12 protein-coding genes are annotated in these 16578 nt (G+C 67.8%); 8 read left to right on the forward strand and 4 right to left on the reverse strand.

What is annotated here, in order from left to right:
- Positions 1–3: 3 nt before the first annotated feature.
- Entirely contained in the window at positions 4–1623 is a 1620-nt protein-coding gene (locus tag ACIA76_RS24155) for a (2,3-dihydroxybenzoyl)adenylate synthase (RefSeq protein WP_397154289.1), read from the reverse strand.
- A 116-nt stretch (positions 1624–1739) separates the two neighbouring features.
- Between ACIA76_RS24155 and ACIA76_RS24160 the strand changes: the two genes are divergently transcribed.
- From ACIA76_RS24160 to ACIA76_RS24175, 4 genes are all read left to right on the forward strand, one after another.
- The gene (locus tag ACIA76_RS24160) at positions 1740–5210 is read left to right on the forward strand and encodes an amino acid adenylation domain-containing protein (protein ID WP_397154291.1); all 3471 of its coding nucleotides are present in this window, start codon (positions 1740–1742) and stop codon (positions 5208–5210) included.
- Positions 5211–5455: 245 nt separating this feature from the next.
- Positions 5456–6340 carry an oxidoreductase gene (locus ACIA76_RS24165; protein WP_397154293.1) on the forward strand — a complete coding sequence of 295 codons (885 nt, stop codon included), beginning with the start codon at positions 5456–5458 and terminating at the stop codon, positions 6338–6340.
- A gap of 90 nt (positions 6341–6430) precedes the next feature.
- The gene (locus ACIA76_RS24170) at positions 6431–6904 is read left to right on the forward strand and encodes a carboxymuconolactone decarboxylase family protein (RefSeq protein ID WP_397154294.1); all 474 of its coding nucleotides are present in this window, start codon (positions 6431–6433) and stop codon (positions 6902–6904) included.
- A gap of 235 nt (positions 6905–7139) precedes the next feature.
- Positions 7140–8228: a 3-deoxy-7-phosphoheptulonate synthase gene (locus ACIA76_RS24175; RefSeq protein ID WP_397154296.1), complete on the forward strand. Its 1089-nt coding sequence runs from the start codon at positions 7140–7142 to the stop codon at positions 8226–8228.
- On the opposite strand, the gene ACIA76_RS24180 is transcribed toward ACIA76_RS24175, so the two are convergent.
- Together ACIA76_RS24180 and ACIA76_RS24185 are read right to left on the reverse strand one after the other, a co-directional pair.
- Complete coding sequence (locus ACIA76_RS24180) at positions 8222–9388, reverse strand: pyridoxal phosphate-dependent aminotransferase (protein WP_397154299.1); 1167 nt, start codon at positions 9386–9388, stop codon at positions 8222–8224. The two genes, ACIA76_RS24175 and ACIA76_RS24180, sit on opposite strands and share 7 nt — an antisense overlap.
- 18 nt (positions 9389–9406) lie before the next feature.
- Positions 9407–10414: a LacI family DNA-binding transcriptional regulator gene (locus ACIA76_RS24185; protein ID WP_397154301.1), complete on the reverse strand. Its 1008-nt coding sequence runs from the start codon at positions 10412–10414 to the stop codon at positions 9407–9409.
- 156 nt (positions 10415–10570) lie between these two features.
- Between ACIA76_RS24185 and ACIA76_RS24190 the strand changes: the two genes are divergently transcribed.
- Genes ACIA76_RS24190 through ACIA76_RS24205 form a run of 4 tightly spaced genes read left to right on the forward strand, consistent with a single transcriptional unit; the run spans position 10571 to position 15601 of the window.
- Complete coding sequence (locus tag ACIA76_RS24190; protein WP_397154303.1) at positions 10571–11986, forward strand: L-fucose/L-arabinose isomerase family protein; 1416 nt, start codon at positions 10571–10573, stop codon at positions 11984–11986.
- A gap of 8 nt (positions 11987–11994) precedes the next feature.
- Positions 11995–13551: a sugar ABC transporter ATP-binding protein gene (locus tag ACIA76_RS24195; RefSeq protein ID WP_397154305.1), complete on the forward strand. Its 1557-nt coding sequence runs from the start codon at positions 11995–11997 to the stop codon at positions 13549–13551.
- Positions 13548–14624, forward strand: a complete 1077-nt coding sequence (locus ACIA76_RS24200; protein WP_397154307.1) for an ABC transporter permease — start codon at positions 13548–13550, stop codon at positions 14622–14624. The genes ACIA76_RS24195 and ACIA76_RS24200 overlap by 4 nt, the downstream gene beginning before the upstream one ends.
- Positions 14621–15601, forward strand: a complete 981-nt coding sequence (locus ACIA76_RS24205; protein ID WP_397154309.1) for a substrate-binding domain-containing protein — start codon at positions 14621–14623, stop codon at positions 15599–15601. The genes ACIA76_RS24200 and ACIA76_RS24205 overlap by 4 nt, the downstream gene beginning before the upstream one ends.
- Before the next feature lie 3 nt (positions 15602–15604).
- Here the strand turns inward: ACIA76_RS24205 and sigJ are convergent, their stop codons facing one another.
- Entirely contained in the window at positions 15605–16546 is a 942-nt protein-coding gene (sigJ, locus tag ACIA76_RS24210; RefSeq protein WP_397154311.1) for an RNA polymerase sigma factor SigJ, read from the reverse strand.
- Positions 16547–16578 lie beyond the last annotated feature (32 nt).

Consider the following 16578-nt stretch of genomic DNA (forward strand, 5'->3'; position numbering starts at 1 on the left):
CGGTCACAGGCCGGCGCGCAGGGCCTTCTTATCGATCTTGCCGACCGCGGTGAGAGGGAGGCTCTCGACCCGGCGCAGGGTGTCGGGGAGTTTGTAGGTGGCCAGGCCGCGGGCGGACAGAAAGGTCTTCAGCTCGGCGAGGCTCGGCATCTCACCGGTGACGACCAGTGCGGCGCAGACCTTTTCGCCGAGGGCCGGATCGGACAGGCCGACGGCGGCGGCGTGCCGGACGGCGGGGTGGGCGAGTAGATGCTCCTCGAGCTCGTCGCAGGAGATGTTCTCGCCGCCGCGATTGATCACATCCTTGATGCGGCCGGAGACGATCAGATGTCCGGTGGGCAGGCGGCGCACCAGATCGCCGCTGCGGTAGTAGCCGTCGGGGGTGAAGGCGCGGGAATTATGTTCCGGCGCACGGTAGTAGCCGCGGATGGTGTACGGGCCGCGGGTCAGCAGCTCACCCTCCACACCCAGGGGCACCTCGTTGCCGTCCGCATCGACGACGCGGATCTCGTCGCCCGGCGACAGCGGGCGGCCCTGGGTGCCGCACACCAGATCGTCGGGATCGTCGAGCCGGGTGTAGTTGAGCAGCCCCTCGGCCATGCCGAAGACCTGCTGCAGTCGCGCGCCGAGCGCGGGTGCGATCTCGCGGGCGTTCACCTCGGCCAGCTTCGCCCCGCCGACCTGGACCAGCCGCAGCGAGGACAGATCGGCCTGCTCCCATTCGGTTGCCGCGCCCCATAATTGGGCCAGCGGCGGCACCATCGCGGTGACGGTCACGCCATAGCGTTCGATCGCGGCGAAGGCGCTCTCCGGACTCGGATCGTCGATCAGCGCGATCGAGCCGCCCGCGGTGACCGTTCCGAGAATGCCCGGGCAGGCGAGCGGAAAGTTGTGTGCCGCAGGCAGAGTCGCGAGATAGACGTCCTCGGGTCCGAGTTCGCAGACCTCGGCGCTCGCTCGTGCGTTGTAGGCGTAATCGTCGTGGGTGCGGGCGATCAGCTTGGGCAGCCCGGTCGTGCCGCCGGAGACCAGCATCAGCGCGATATCGCTCGGATCGATCGAGGGCAGCGATTCCCCTTCGCGGGCAATCGAATTCACGTCCACGAATGGGCCCGCCTCGCCCAGGACGAATACCTGCCGCACCGACGCCACTCGTTCGACGACGCCGCTCGCCAATTCCCGATAATCGAAGCCGCCCACCTGATCCGCGATGAGATAGGCCACCGCATCGGACAATTCGGCCAAATGCTCGATCTCCGCCCGCCGATGCGCGGGCAGTGCGAGCACCGGAATCGCACCGGCGCGCAGCAATCCGAACAGCAGCGGCACGAATTCGGCGACATTCGGCAGTTGCACCAGCACGCGATCGCCGGATTCGATGCCGCGCGCGCCGAATCCGTGCGCCAACCGATCGGCCTCGGCGTCGAGGTCGGCATAGGTGCGCACGCCGTCCTCGGCATGAACCGCGGGCCGGTGCGGCCGGATGCGCGCGGCCGTGCGCAGCAACTCGCCCAGCGACTGCCCCGTCCAATACCCGGCGGCACGGCAGCTCTCGGCGAATTCGGCAGGGAACGGCACGAATCCGTCGCGATGATCCGATGCGGCGGGAGATGTCGATGTCACGGGTCTGGCCTCACGATCACGCGGCAGTTATCAGGGTCACCTTACCTAGGTTAGGCAACCCTATCTCATTGCGTTAGGCTATGGCCGATCGGCCGGAACGAGGAGTGACAACGCGCATGGAGTCAGGACAGCACCGGGGGAGCGTCGAGGGCGACGAGATCCGGGCGGCGATCGCCGCGCAGCTCGGCATCGCGGCGGCCGATATCGCCGGGGGCGACGATCTCATCCAGCTCGGCCTGGACTCGATCCGCACCATGAAGCTGGCCGGCGGCTGGCGCAAGCGCGGGATCGATGTGAACTTCGCGCAGCTGGCAGCCGTGCCGACCGTCGACGCCTGGCTCGAACTGCTCGGCGGAACACCCGCCGCGACAGTCGAATCCGTGGACGTGGTCGAACCGGTGGACCCGGCCGCCGACGATCCGTACCCGCTGGCCGGTATGCAGCACGCGTATTGGATCGGCCGCTCCGACGAACAGGAACTCGGTGGTGTCGCGGCTCATCTGTACGTCGAATTCGACGGCGGCGCCATCGATCCCGCCCGCCTGGAGCGCGCGGTCGACGAGCTGATCGAGCTGCATCCCATGCTGCGCACCCGCGTCCTGCCCGACGGAACCCAGCAGCTGCTGCCGCGGCCCGGGCGGCCGGTGTTCTCGGTCGTCGATCTGCGCGGCCGGGACGAGCGGGTCACCGGCGATGCGCTGGAACGCCTGCGCGACACCAGGACTCATCAGCGTCTGGCCCTCGAGGACGGCCAGGTCCTCGACATCACCCTCACACTGCTCGACGGCGACCGCAGCCGCCTGCATCTGGACGTCGACATGCTGGCGGGCGATGCCATGAGCTATCGCGTGCTGACCGCCGATCTCGCCGAGCTGTACCACGGCGCCCGGCTGCCGAAGCCGCGCTACAGCTATCGGCGCTATCTCACCGAGCGCCGCGTGGATCCGGTGGCGCGCGAACGGGATCGGCGGTGGTGGCAGGAGCGTCTGCCGGAACTGCCCGGGGCGCCGGAACTTCCGACCGTCCCGGTAGGGCGGCGGGCCGAACCGCATCGGACCATGCGCTACAACCACTGGCTCGCGCCGCAGGCCAAACAGCGGCTGCTCGCGGCTGCTCATCGGCGCGGTGTGACGCCCGCCATGGCCCTGGCCGCGGTCTTCGCCGAGACGATCGGCGGCTGGTCGGCCCAGCCGCGCTTTCTGCTGAATATGCCGCTGTTCCACCGGGAACCGGTGCACCCCGATATCGATCGCATCGTCGGCGACTTCACCTCCTCGATCATGGTGGAGGTCGATGTCACCGACAACACCACCGTGACCGAGCGAGCCCGGGCGCTGCAGCGCGGCATGCACGACAGCGGCGCGCACGCGGGCTATTCGGGGCTGGAGGTGCTGCGGGATCTGAGCCGGTTCCGCGGTGAGCCGGTCCTCGCGCCGGTGGTCTACACCAGTGCGCTCAATCTCGGCGAGCTGTTCGCCGACCGGGTCACCGAGACCTTCGGCGAGCCGGTCTGGATCATCTCGCAGGGGCCGCAGGTCCTGCTCGACGCGCAGGTCACCGAGGTGCGCGGCGGTCTGCTGCTCAACTGGGACGTGCGCCGGGATGCCTTCCCCGACGGCATGATCGACGCCATGTTCGCCTGCTACACCGCGGCGATCACACGCCTGGCCGAGGAGGCGGGCTGGGATGCCGAGGCCGCGGTGCGGCTGCCGATCGAGCAGGCCGCGGTCCGCGCGCGGGTCAACGCCACCGATGGCCCGGTCAGCGGGCGCTGCCTGCATCAGGGATTCTTCGAGCATGCGGCCGTCGCGCCCGATGACGTCGCGGCGGTGTGGGGACTCGGCGACGACGAAGGCCGTTGGAGCTACGGCGAATTGGCGAACCAGGCCCTGGCCGTCGCGGGTGCGCTGCGCGAACGCGGTGTCGCGCCGGGCGATACGGTGGCCGTGCAGCTGCCCAAGGGACGCGATCAGATCGTGGCCGTACTGGGTGTGCTGGCCGCGGGCGCGGCTTATGTGCCCATCGGATTCGATCAACCGGTGGCGCGGCGGGCCGAAATCCTGCGCACCGCAGGGGTTTCGGCCGCGCTGAGCGTCGCGGGCGCCGATCTGGGCGATCCCGGGCTGCCGTGCCTGGTGTTGGCGGACGCGCGCGAGCATCCGAATCCGTTGCCGCGGCCGGTGATTCCCGACCCCGCCGAGATCGCCTATGTCATCTTCACCTCGGGCTCGACCGGGGTGCCCAAGGGTGTGGACGTTCGGCACAGCGGCGCGATGAACACCATCGACGCGGTCAACGAGTGGTTCTCGGTCGGCGGATCCGATCGGGTGCTGGCGCTGTCGGCGCTGGAATTCGACGCGTCGGTGTACGACATGTTCGGCATGTTCTCCGTCGGCGGATCGGTGGTCGCGGTGGACGCGCGGCAGCGCGCCGAGGCCACCATCTGGGTGGAACTGCTTCGGCGGCAACGGATTACGATCCTCAACTGCGTGCCGAGCATGCTCGATATGATCCTGGAGATCGGCGGCGATCGGCTCGGGGATTCGCTGCGGGCGGTCACCCTCGGCGGCGACTGGGTCGGCGCGGAGCTGGCGCGGCGGCTGGTACGGCAGGTGCCGGGCTGCCGATTCTCCGGACTCGGCGGGGCCACGGAGACCTCTATCCACAACACGATCTGCGAGATCGCCGATCCGCCGCAGGACTGGACCGCGATCCCGTTCGGGGTGCCGCTGCGCAATGTGCGCTGTCGGATCGTCTCGCCCGCCGGGCGCGATTGCCCCGACTGGGTGCCGGGCGAATTCTGGGTCGGCGGGGCGAATGTGGCCGCGGGATATCGCAACGATCCGGAGCGGACCGCGCAGCGCTTCGTCGACTACGACGGCCTGCGCTGGTACCGGACCGGCGATATGGCCCGTTACCGGCCGGATGGGATCATCGAATTCCTCGGCCGCGCCGATCATCAGGTGCAGATCCGCGGCTATCGCGTCGAGCTGGGCGAGGTGGAGCAGGCCCTGCGACGAGCGCCCGGCGTGCGGCATGCCGTGGCGGCGGTGCTGGAGGGCGGCGCACCGAAACTCGTCGCGGCCGTGTCGGGAACGGTCGCCTCGGCCGAGGAGGTCCTCGCCGTGGCCTCGGAACTGTTGCCCGCCTATATGATTCCGACCAGGGTGCGGCTCCTGGACTCGATGCCGTTGACCCCCAACGGAAAACTGGATCGCACCGCGGTCTCGGCCCTGCTGCGCGCGGGTGCCGCCCAGGCGCTCGACGGCTCACCGCGCGGCGACCTCGAGGCCGCCCTGGTGGATATCGTGGCCGGGGTGCTGCAGGTCGACCGAGTCGGCATCCATGACGACTTCTTCTCCCTCGGTGGCGATTCCGTGCTGGCAGTCACCGTCGTCGCCCGCATCCGCGAATGGCTGGACGCCCCGCGGGCCGTCGTGGCGGATCTCTTCGCGACTCGCACGATCGCCGGTCTGGCACAACGGCTTTCGGACCATGAGGCCGATGCGGCCCGATTGTCGACGGTGGCGAGGCTGTACCTGGAAGTGGCCGCCATGTCCGATGAGGAAGTCCTCGCCGAGTCCTGAGTCCGGCCGAGGCAACGAGAACAAGAGGGCTGTGCGAGGCGACGGTGGCTGGGATAAGGCAACGGCCCGTGTGAGTGGGGTAGGCGTGCTGGCTGGCAAACTCATGGTCAAGGATCAGAGTGTGACGTCAGCGGAAGTTGTCAGCCGAACGATCGAATACTGGCAAATCATCAGCAGCTACTGGTCGGTCGGTGGGTATGGTGACGTGGAGGACGGCGACCCCCTGGCTCTCTAGACTCAGGGGCGTGAGTGGTTGGGACGCATCCGATATCCCGGATCAGAGTGGCCGCACGTTCGTTGTGACCGGGGCCAACAGTGGGCTGGGCGCGGCGACGACGCGGGCGCTGGTCGCGGCCGGGGGTCGGGTGATCATGGCGTGCCGGGACGAGGTGAAGGCGCGCGCGGTCGCCAACACCATCGGTGAGCGGGCCACGGTGCGGCGGCTCGATCTGGCAGATCTGACCTCGGTCCGCGAATTCGCCGAGTCGATCGACCGCGCCGATGTGCTGATCAACAATGCCGGTGTGATGGCCGTCCCGCCGCGCCGCACCGCTGACGGCTTCGAAATGCAGATCGGCACAAACTATCTCGGTCATTTCGCGCTCACCGGTCTGCTGTTGGACAAGATCTCCGAGCGCATCGTCACGGTGTCCAGCGTCCTGCATACGCTCGGCAGGATCGATCTCGCCGACCTGAACTGGGAGCGCCGCCGCTATGAGCGCTGGCCCGCCTACGGCCAGGCCAAACTGGCCAATCTGATGTTCGCCTACGAACTTCAGCGCCGCCTCACCGCCGCGGGCTCGTCGAAGATCTCGGTCGCCGCCCATCCGGGCTATGCCGCGACCGAACTGCAGACCCATACCGAATCGTTCTTCGAGCACATCATGTCGGTCGGTAACCGGATCATCGCGCAGAGCGCGGAGATGGGCGCTCTCCCAACGCTTTACGGCGCCACCTCACCCGGGGCGGAGCCCGGCGCCTTCTACGGCCCGATCGGCTGGCGCGGCCTGCGCGGCCATCCGGTCCGCTGCGGCTCCTCGGCCGCCTCGCGCGACGAGGTCACCGCCCGCCGCCTCTGGGAGCTGTCCGAACAGCTGACCAAGGTCGCCTATCCGTTCGTGCGCCGCTAGCGCGATACCGCTGTCACACTCGGCGTAGCTACTCCGTCAACTCGGTACAGGCGGCCGCGAACGCGGCCCGCACGAGTGAGGAGTTCGGTCATGGAAGCACGATTCAACCTGTTCGCCAACGAGATCGCGGGCAAGTTCACCAAGCGGATCACCAACGCCGGCATGGTGATCGAGCAGTCCCCGGTGCCGAGCGCCACCCTGGAGCTGGTCAAGATTCGCGCCAGCCAGATCAACGGGTGCGGCTTCTGCACCGATATGCACACCAAGGATGCGACGGCCGCGGGGGAGACCGCGGTGCGGCTCAATCTGATCGCCGCTTGGCGCGAGGCGACCGTTTTCACCGACGCCGAGCGCGCGGCGCTGGCACTGGCCGAGGAGGGCACCCGACTCGCCGATACGCACCACGGTGTCAGCGACGAGACCTGGGAGCAGGTGCGCAAGCATTACGACGACGATCAGATCGGCGCGCTGATCTCCATGGTCGCCCTGATCAACGCCTACAACCGCCTCAATGTCATCGCGCGGACCCCCGCCGGATCCTATGAGCCGGGCATGTTCGCGTGAGGGTTGTCCAGGGCTGTGTCGGTGGTCACGCGGGCCGGTGTTGTCCGCTCTGCCTCGCGTGACCGCCTGGTACAGTCACTTTCGTGCAGCGCGCGTATTTCTGGTTTACCGAGCCGGCCCTGGGTGGGCCGGTCGGCGAGCCGCGCTGACCTTCCTCCACCCCCTGAGCCGGACGACCAGACCGGCTCGAAGAGATTTCACTCTCCGTGGGTCGGCCTGAGAAAAGGAACCCACGATGACTACCGCAGCCGATATCGAGGCACATCCCGCGGACCTTGACGATCAGCGCACGATGAGCATCTCCCCGTTGCTCTCGCCCGCCGATGTGCGCCGGTCCTACCCGCTGGACGACACGCTCGCCGATACCGTGCGCGCCGGGCGCAAGGCCACGGTCGATGTGCTCGACGGTGTCGACGATCGTCTGATGGTGATCGTCGGGCCGTGCTCGGTGCACGATCCGGAGGCCGCGATCGATTACGCCCGCCGGTTGGCCGCCAAGGCCGCCGAGGTGTCGGATCGGCTGCATGTGGTGATGCGGGTGTACTTCGAGAAGCCGCGTACGACCCTCGGCTGGAAGGGTCTGATCAACGATCCGCATCTGGACGGATCCTTCGATGTGAACACCGGTCTGCGGCTGGGCCGGCGGCTGCTGGTGGAGATCACCGCGCTGGGTTTGCCGGTGGCGTGTGAGTTCCTCGATCCGATCACCCCGCAGTACATCGCGGATCTGGTGTCCTACGGCGCGATCGGCGCGCGCACCGCGGCCAGCCAGGTGCATCGGCAGTTGTCGAGCGCGCTGTCGATGCCGGTCGGCATCAAGAACGGTACCGATGGTGATGTGCAGGTGGCCGTCGACGGGGTGCGCGCGGCCGCGGCCAGTCACGTCTTCCCCGGCACCGATCTGGATGGCCGGTCCGCGCTGATCCGCACCACGGGCAATCCGGACTGCCATGTGATCCTGCGCGGCGGCAGCAACGGGACCAACTACGACGCGGCCTCGGTGGCGGAAGCCCATCTGCTGCTGGAGAAGTCGTCGCTGACGCGGCGGGTCGTGGTCGACGCCAGCCACGGCAACAGCAATAAGGATCACAACCGGCAGGTCGATGTGGTCACCGATATCGCCGAGCGGATCGCCGCCGGTGAACAGGGTCTGGTCGGGGTGATGATGGAGAGTTTCCTGATCGCCGGGCGACAGGACCTTACTCTCGGACAGGCTGCGGAGCTGACCTACGGTCAGTCCATCACCGATGCCTGCCTGGACTGGGAGACCACGGCCGCCCAGCTCGACCGGCTCGCCGACGCGGTGGCTCAGCGCCGTCAGTGAGGTGCGTGCAGGCGCCGGACGGCCTCGTCGAGGGTCTGGTCCTGTTTGCAGAAGGCGAAGCGCACCAGGCGATTCCAGGTGGCCTTGTCATCGGCGAATACGCTGATCGGCACGGCCACCACGCCCAGGCGCTCGGGTAGTTCGCGGCAGAAGGTCAGGGCGTCGGCGTCGGAGAGACCGGAGATATCCGCGGTGACGAAATACGTTCCGTCGCTGCGCTTCACGGCGAACCCGGCGTCGGCCAGTGCCTTCGACAGGCGAAAGCGCTTATCGGACAGGCTGTCCCGCAGCGCGGCCACCCATTCCTGTTCATGCTCCAGGGCATGCGCGACGGCGGGCTGGAACGGGCCGCCGCCCACGAAGGTCAGGAACTGCTTGGCGGCGAGCACGCCGTCTATCAGCGGCGCGGGGCCGCACGCCCAGCCGATCTTCCAGCCGGTGACGCTGAACGTCTTTGCGGCACTGGAGATCACCACGGTGCGTTCGGACATGCCGGGCAGCGTGGCGATGCTGATGTGCTCATGCCCGTCGAAGGTGAGGTGCTCGTACACCTCGTCGGAGACGACGATCAGATCGTGTTCGGCCGCGAGTTCGGCGATGGCGGTCAGATCCGCGCGACTCAGCACGGCCCCGGTCGGGTTGTGCGGCGAATTCAGCAGCAGCATACGGGTTTTCGGGCCGATGGCCGCGCGCAGGCTGTCCAGATCCAGGGCGAAGCCGTCGCCGTCGGGCACCAACCGCGCGGTGCGGCGGGCGGCCCCGGCCAACGCGACGGCCGCGGCGTAGGAGTCGTAGTACGGCTCGATCAGCACCACCTCGTCGCCCGGTTCCACCAGGCCGAGAATGCTCGCGGCGATCGCCTCGGTGGCGCCCACGGTCACCAGCACCTGGCTGTCCGGGTCGTAGTGCGTGCCGTAGCGGCGCGCCCGATCCGCAGCGATGGCCCGCCGCAGTGTCGGCACGCCGCGCCCGGGCGGGTACTGATTGAAGCCGTCTGCGATGGCCTGCCGCGCGACCGCCAGCATCCCGGCCGGACCGTCGGTATCCGGGAAACCCTGCCCCAGATTCACCGCGCCGTGCCGGATGGCGAGCTCGGTCATCTCGGCGAAGATCGTCGATGCGAACGGTCGGAGGCGGCTGGCGGTCGGGATCTGCTCCATGATCACAAGGTAGTCGGCTCAGGCGACGGCGGTGTGGTCGGTGCTGGAGCGGATCTGCAGGCGGGCGGGCAGCACGATGCGCTGTGGCGGGAACTGTTCGCCTCCGATGCGTCTCAGCAGCAGTTCCGTGGCGCGGCGGCCGATGTCGTAGCTGGGCTGTTCGACCAGGGTGATAGGGGGAGCGAAACCGGCCCAACTCATTTCGTCGAATCCGGCCAGCAGCAGATCGTCCGGGAAGCGGATCCGGGCCCGGGCGAGCGCGTCGAGGGCGCCGACCATCATCAGATTGTTGGCCACGAACAGGCCGTCGGGGCGTTGCGGCATCCCGAGCAGGGTCCCGACCGCCGCGCGCCCGCTCTCGGGGCGATAGTCACCGCGCACCTCCAGCGCCGGATCCGGGGTCAGACCCGCCTCGCGCAGCGCGGCGCGGTATCCGGCCAGCCGGCTCGTGGCGGTCGAGGCGTCCGACGGTCCGGTGATCATGGCGACGCGGCGCGCGCCCGCGGCGAGGAGATGTTCGACCGCCTCCTTGGCGGCCTTCTGATTGTTGACCGTGACGCTGTCGACGTCGGCCCAGCGCAGCCTTCGATCGATGGCCACCACCGGAATCCCACGATCGGTGAGGGTATCGATACGGCTGGCAGCGGTGGAGGACGGCGCGAGCACCACACCGGCCATCCGCTCGGCCGCGGCGACCTCCAGATAGCGCTGTTCCTTGTCCAAGCTCTCATCCGAATTGGCAAGCACCACAGAGTAATCCCGCTCGTTGGCGGCGTCCTCGACCCCACGGGCCAGGGCGGTGAAGAACGGATTCTGGATATCGGCGATGATGAGTCCGAGCACCTTGGTGGCCCGGGTGCGCAGCGATCGGGCCGCGCTGTTGGGCCGATACCCGAGCTTGGCGACGGCATCGCGCACGCGCTCGGCCAGATCCGTGGCGACCCGGGGATCGGCGTTCAGCACCCGCGACACCGTCGCGGGCGACACCCCGGCCAGCGCCGCGACATCGCGGATCGTCACCGCCATTCACCACCACCTTTGCTACGCCCCCGGGAAAACGATTCCCCATCATTGTTACCGAGGTGCCGCTTTTCGCCCAAAACACCGCTGTGACCGGCCGCGCTGTGCGAACCTGTGCTCGGGAGAAAACGATTTCTCGACGGGTGGCGAGGAGGGCTGCAGATGGCTCGGATCGGGCTGCTGTCCATGTCAGATGGACGCGATTTCGTCCATCGCGATATCACCGAATTCATCGGCGCCAGTGCGGCGTCGGTGGCGGGCGCGCTGCGCGCGGCCGGTCACGAGGTGATCGTCGGCGATATCGTCTGGACCAACGAACTTGCCACCGCCGCGGCCCGCCGACTGGCCGATCAGCGCGTGGATCTGACTATCTTCCACTACGCCGTCTGGGCGTTCCCGCACTTCACCATGCTCGCGGCGGAGGCGACCCCGGGCCCGCTGCTGCTGTTCGGCGGGCTCGATCCGGTGCAGCCGGGCATGGTCGGCATGCTCGCGGCGGGTGGTGCGCTGGATCAGATCGGCCGCCGCCACGCCCGGGCATGGGGAGATATCGATGACCCGGTGACGCGGGAGCGGGTCCTGGTGTGGGTGCGGGCGGCCGCGGCCGCGCAGGGGCTGCGCGGGTCCACCTTCGGCCGCATCGGCGGACGGCCCATGGGTATGTACACCGCCGTGGCCGACACCGATCAGTGGATGCGCACCTTCGGCATCGATGTCGAGGAGATCGATCAGTGGGAGATCGTGCGGCGCAGCGATCTCGTCGATGCCGGGCGGGTGGGCCAGGCGCGAATGTGGTTGGAGAAGAACGCCGCCGGTGTCCACTACGACGGCAAGGCGCTGACCCCCGAACTGCTCGAACGCCAGATCCGCTCGTACTACGCCATGCGCGAGCTCATCGACGAATGGCATCTGGACTTCTCGGGCATCAAGGGCCAGCCCGAACTGACCACCCACTTCGCCACGATGGATATCGCCGAGGCCTTCCTCAACGACCCCTACGACTGGGAGGGCCCGAAACCGACGCATATCACCGCCACCGAATCGGATATGGATGCGGCGCTGACGATGCAGCTGCTCAAGGGTCTGTCCGGGACCCCGGTCCTGTTCGCCGATGTGCGGCATTATCACGCCGATCGGGATGTGTGGGATCTGTGCAACTCCGGTCAGCACGCCACCTGGTTCGCCGCGCGCTCGGACGATCCGCTGGAGAATCTGGCGCGCACCCACTTCTATCCGGAGGTGTTCTTCTTCCCCGCGGGCGGTGCCTCGGTGCATCACCTCGCGGCGCCGGGTGAGTTCACGCTGGCCAGGCTCACCCGCCTAGACGGCCGCTATCGTCTGCAGGCGATGCGCGGCGAATTCGAGAACTACGACGCGGCGACCAACGAGGCGATGATGCGGATGTCCACCTTCGAGTGGCCGCACGCCTTCGCGCGGCTGCACGTGGATGCCACCGAATTCCTGAATCGCTTCGGCGCCAACCATATTCATGCCATACCGGGAGAGTATGTGCCCGAGTTGCGCGCGATCTGCGAGCTACTGGACATCGACTACGACGGATTCGGCGACGCTGCCTGAGGACGAGCATGACCGACCTCGACGAGCGCCCGGTGCTGCTCACGATGCGCGGGATCACCAAGGGATTTCCGGGCGTGCAGGCGCTGCGCGGGGTGGATCTGACGCTGCGCCGCGGTGAGGTGCTCGCCCTGCTCGGTGAGAACGGTGCGGGGAAATCGACGTTGATGAATGTGCTCGCCGGGGTGTTCACTCCCGATGCGGGGCATATCGAAATCGACGGCAGCCCGGTGCAATTGCGCTCACCGCGAGAGGCGGCGCGGCACGGCGTCGCCATGATCCATCAGGAATTGAATCTGGTGCCGCAGCTGTCCATCGCCGACAATCTGTTCCTCGGACAGGAATTGCGCACCGCGCGTGGGACTCTGGACCGCGCCGCGATGGCCGCGCGCAGCCGTGGACTGCTCGAGCGAGTGGGGTTGCGACTGCCGCCGCGGCGGCCGGTATCGCAGTGCCGGCTGGCCGAACAGCAGCTCATCGAGGTCGCCAAGGCCCTCAACCATCGGCTCGCCGTGCTGGTGATGGACGAACCCACTTCCGCGCTCACCGAATCCGAGGTGCGGCGGCTGTTCACGGTCATCCGCGGGCTGACCGCGCGCGAGGTCGGCGTCGTCTACATCTCCCATCGCATCGAGGAGCTGGCGCAGATCGCGGATGCGGTGACGGTACTGCGTGACGGCGTGCACGTGGGCCATCGCGCCATGGCCGCGACCGATCGGGCCGAGCTGATCGGGCTGATGGTCGGCCGCCCGCTGGGTGAGCTGTATCCCCGTCGGGCCGAACAGCATTCGGGCGAGGGGACGTTGCTGCGGGTCGAGGAATTGGCTACCAGGCCCGCTCCGGGCACCGAAACTGTTGCTCTGCAGGGGATTTCGTTCGAGGTGGCGGCCGGTGAGATCGTGGGCCTGGCCGGACTGATGGGTGCGGGCCGCAGCGAGGTCCTCGAGACGCTGTACGGGGCCACGGCCGCGGCGGGCGGGCGGATCGAGCTGAACGGACGTCCCTACCGGCCCCGCGATCCGCGCCACGCCATCGTGCGCGGCCTCGCACTGGTCGCCGAGGATCGCAAGGCGCAGAGTCTGGTGCTCGGAAATACCGTGCGGTTCAACGCCTCCCTGGCCGCGCTGGACCGATTCCTGCGGCCCTGGCGCACGGTCGACACCCGCCGGGAGCGGATCGAGGTGGCCCGGCAGCTGACCGAGTTGCGGGTCAAGACGGCCTCGCTGTCGAGCGTGGTCGCGACCCTGTCCGGCGGTAATCAGCAGAAGGTCGTCCTGGCGAAATGCCTGCTCACCCGCCCATCGGTGCTGCTGATGGACGAGCCGACCCGGGGCATCGATGTCGGCGCCAAGGCCGAGGTGCACGCCCTGATGGACCAGTTGGCGCGCGGCGGCGCGGCGATCGTGGCGGTGTCCTCGGAGCTGCCCGAGCTGATCGGTATGTGCGATCGCATCCTCGTGCTCTGCGAGGGTCGGATCACCGGTGAATTCCATCGCGATCCCGCGCGCGGGGAACCCTTCGATCAGGAACGCATACTTACCGCGGCGATGGCCAGGGGCGAATCATGACCGAGACCGTCTCTCCCGCAATCGGTCTGCGGACCCGGCTGGCCCGGCTGGGCCCGTATCTCGGTGCGGTGCAGGGCTATATCGGCCTGCTGCTGGTGATCGCGGTCGGGATCGTCACCAAGGGCCAGTACTTCTGGAATCAGACCAACCTCACCAATGCCATCGCGGCGTTCTCCTCGCGTGGCATCCTGGCCGTCGGGGTCACGCTGGTGATCCTGACCGCGGGCATCGACCTGTCGGTGGGATCCATCCTGGGCATCGGCTCGCTGACCGCGGCGCTGCTGCTGGTGGATCACGATCTGAGCCCATGGCTGATCGTGCCCGTCTCCGCACTGGTCGGCGCGTTCTTCGGGCTGTGCAACGGACTCGGCACGACCGTGTTGCGGGTGCAGTCGTTCGTCATGACGCTGGCCATGCTGTCGATCGTGCGTGGACTGGACCGGCAGTTCTCGGGCAATGTCGCGGTCGGCACCGCGGTGGTGGATCAGAACGGCCATCCCACCCCGCGCGCCGCGGAATTCGCGCTGCTGGGCACGCCCGGGCATACGTTGTTCCAGGGCATCTGGCTGCCGCTGTTCGGGCGGGCCGGAATCGCCTATCCGGTGCTGGCCTTCGTCGTGGTCTGCATCGTGTTCCAGCTCATCCTGACCAAGACCCGATTCGGTCGCCATATCTACGCCGTCGGCGGAAATCCCACGGCCGCACGGCTTTCCGGTGTCAATGTGACGTTGGTCGTGGTCGCGGTGTTCACGCTGTCGGGCCTGCTGGCCGGATTCGCCGGGCCGATCGATGCCGCCTACAGCGCCTCGGCCGATCCGCTGGCCGGGACCGGTTACGAGCTGGACGCCATCGCGGCCGCGGTGATCGGCGGCGCGAGCCTGGCGGGCGGTAAAGGCACCATCACGGGCACGTTCGTCGGCGCGCTGATCCTCACGCTGCTGGACAACGTGTTGGGGCTCAACGCGATCAGCACCAATGCCCAGCTGATCATCAAGGGCCTCATCGTCGTGGTCGCCGTGGTTCTGCAGCGACCCGATTTCTTCCGTCGAATCTCGTTCAGGAGTCGAGCATGAGGCTGTATCAACGCTGCACCGTATTCGTCGTCTGCGCGGCCGCCGCGCTCGCCTCGGCCTGCGCGGCCAACGCGCCGAGCACCGGGGGGAACGGTAAACAGTTCGTCATCGGTTATTCGCAGTCCAACAACGCCGAACCCTATCGCGCACAGCTGAATCTGCAGCTGCAGTACTACGTGAAACAGCATCCCGATCTGAAGCTGCTGCCCATCACCGACGCGCATCAGGACAGCGCGACCCAGGTGAGCCAGGTGCAGAACTTCGTGCAGCAGAAGGTGGATGCGCTGATCGTGTCGCCCAACGAACCCGCTCCGCTGACCGCGGCGGTGCAGCAGGCGTGCGCCGCGCATATTCCGGTGGTCGTGCTGGACCGCACCATCAATACCGACTGCTATTCGGCCTTCATCGGCGGTGACAACTACGCCATCGGCAAACTGGCGGGACAGGCTGCGGTGCAGGCGCTTCCGAGCGGCGGCAATGTCGTCGAACTGCGGGGCATCCTGTCCGATCAGCCACAGGTGGACCGCGACAAGGGTTTCCGCGATGCCATTGCCGGACACAATATCTCGATCGTCGATCAGCAGGAGGCCAAGTGGCTCCGGGCCGATGCCACCACGATCATGCAGCAGTGGCTGGCCAAGGGCGACAAGATCGATCTCGTCTACGCCCAGAACGACGATATGGCCCTGGGCGCGCAGTTGGCGATCCAGGGTGCGGGTAAGGCCGGGGCGATCCGGATCATCGGGATCGACGGCCTGGCCATTCCGACCGGCGGCATCCGCGCCGTGCAGAACGGACAGCTGCTGACCACCTTCGTCTATCCGACCTGCGCCGAACAGGCCGTGGACACGCTGGAGAAACTGCTGCACCAGCAGCCGGTGGACAAGAAGCAGATCCTGCCCACCACGCAGGTGACCAAGGACAATGCCGCGCAGCTGTATCAGGAGTACGACATGTCGGGGAAGGTCGGCGGATAGGTCCTAGTACAGCAGCCCGTCATGCGGCACCCGCAGACCCCGCCGCAGTTTGGCGGGATTGACGAGATCATAAGCAGCGCAGATCAATCCGTCCCGGACGGAGAAGGCCAGCACCCGCGGCGGTGAGCCCGGCACCCCGTCGCCCGGCGCACGCTCGTGCAGCAGCAGCCCGAGTTGGCCGTTGACGCTGACGAATTCGTATTCGACGTTGCCGTGTTCGGAGATGTCGAGCCGGTACTTGCGTAGCAGTCCCACCGCGAATCGCGCGATGGTGTCCGCTCCCGCGACGAGTGCGAACGCGGTGCCCGCGATGCCACCGGAATCGGAGACGTAGGTCGCGTCCGGACGCAGTGCGGCCCTGACGGCCTCGGGATCGCCGGCGGCCATCGCCGCGAGCAGCCGCTGCACCGCGGCCGCATGTTCGGCGTCCGACGCCGGTTCCGGGGTGTGCGCGACCGTCTTTCGCGCCTGGACGGCCAGCTGCCGGGCATCCTCGGCGGTGACGCCCAGGACGTCGGCGATCTCGTCGAACGGCATCGCGAGGCCGTCGTGCAGGACGAAGGCCACCCGCTGCGGCGGGGGCAGAGCGTCGAGAACGATCAGGGCGGCGAGACGGAATTCCGTTCTGCGGACCACGTTTTCGAGCGGATCGGGCGTGCTCGACGGCGTCATCGCGGTCACGACGAATTCCGGCAGCCAGTGGCCCACATAGCTTTCCCGGCGGGTGGCGGCACTATGCAAGTGGTCCAGGCAGATTCGGCTCACCACCGTGGTCAGCCAGGCGCGCATATCCTCGATCTCGTGCTGCCGCGCGGTGATCAACCGTAGCCAGCTCTCCTGTACCGCATCCTCGGCGTCGGTCACGCTGCCGGTCAGCCGATAGGCCACCGAGATCAGGTGTGCCCGGTGGGATTCGAAGAGATCGGCGAGGAGAGCGGCAACCATTGCGATGAGTCTACGGACGGCCGAAATTCGCT

Source organism: Nocardia sp. NPDC051570 (assembly GCF_044454005.1).
In the GTDB taxonomy this organism is placed as follows: domain Bacteria; phylum Actinomycetota; class Actinomycetes; order Mycobacteriales; family Mycobacteriaceae; genus Nocardia.

Bases quoted from the DNA above. Each gene is read 5' to 3' on its own strand.
- ACIA76_RS24195 (WP_397154305.1), top strand. From the start codon at position 11,995: ATGACCGACCTCGACGAGCGCCCGGTGCTGCTCACGATGCGCGGGATC.
- ACIA76_RS24190 (WP_397154303.1), top strand. From the start codon at position 10,571: ATGGCTCGGATCGGGCTGCTGTCCATGTCAGATGGACGCGATTTCGTC.
- ACIA76_RS24185 (WP_397154301.1), bottom strand. From the start codon at position 10,414: ATGGCGGTGACGATCCGCGATGTCGCGGCGCTGGCCGGGGTGTCGCCC.
- ACIA76_RS24160 (WP_397154291.1), top strand. From the start codon at position 1,740: ATGGAGTCAGGACAGCACCGGGGGAGCGTCGAGGGCGACGAGATCCGG.
- ACIA76_RS24180 (WP_397154299.1), bottom strand. From the start codon at position 9,388: ATGGAGCAGATCCCGACCGCCAGCCGCCTCCGACCGTTCGCATCGACG.
- ACIA76_RS24170 (WP_397154294.1), top strand. From the start codon at position 6,431: ATGGAAGCACGATTCAACCTGTTCGCCAACGAGATCGCGGGCAAGTTC.
- ACIA76_RS24175 (WP_397154296.1), top strand. From the start codon at position 7,140: ATGACTACCGCAGCCGATATCGAGGCACATCCCGCGGACCTTGACGAT.
- sigJ (WP_397154311.1), bottom strand. From the start codon at position 16,546: ATGGTTGCCGCTCTCCTCGCCGATCTCTTCGAATCCCACCGGGCACAC.
- ACIA76_RS24205 (WP_397154309.1), top strand. From the start codon at position 14,621: ATGAGGCTGTATCAACGCTGCACCGTATTCGTCGTCTGCGCGGCCGCC.
- ACIA76_RS24200 (WP_397154307.1), top strand. From the start codon at position 13,548: ATGACCGAGACCGTCTCTCCCGCAATCGGTCTGCGGACCCGGCTGGCC.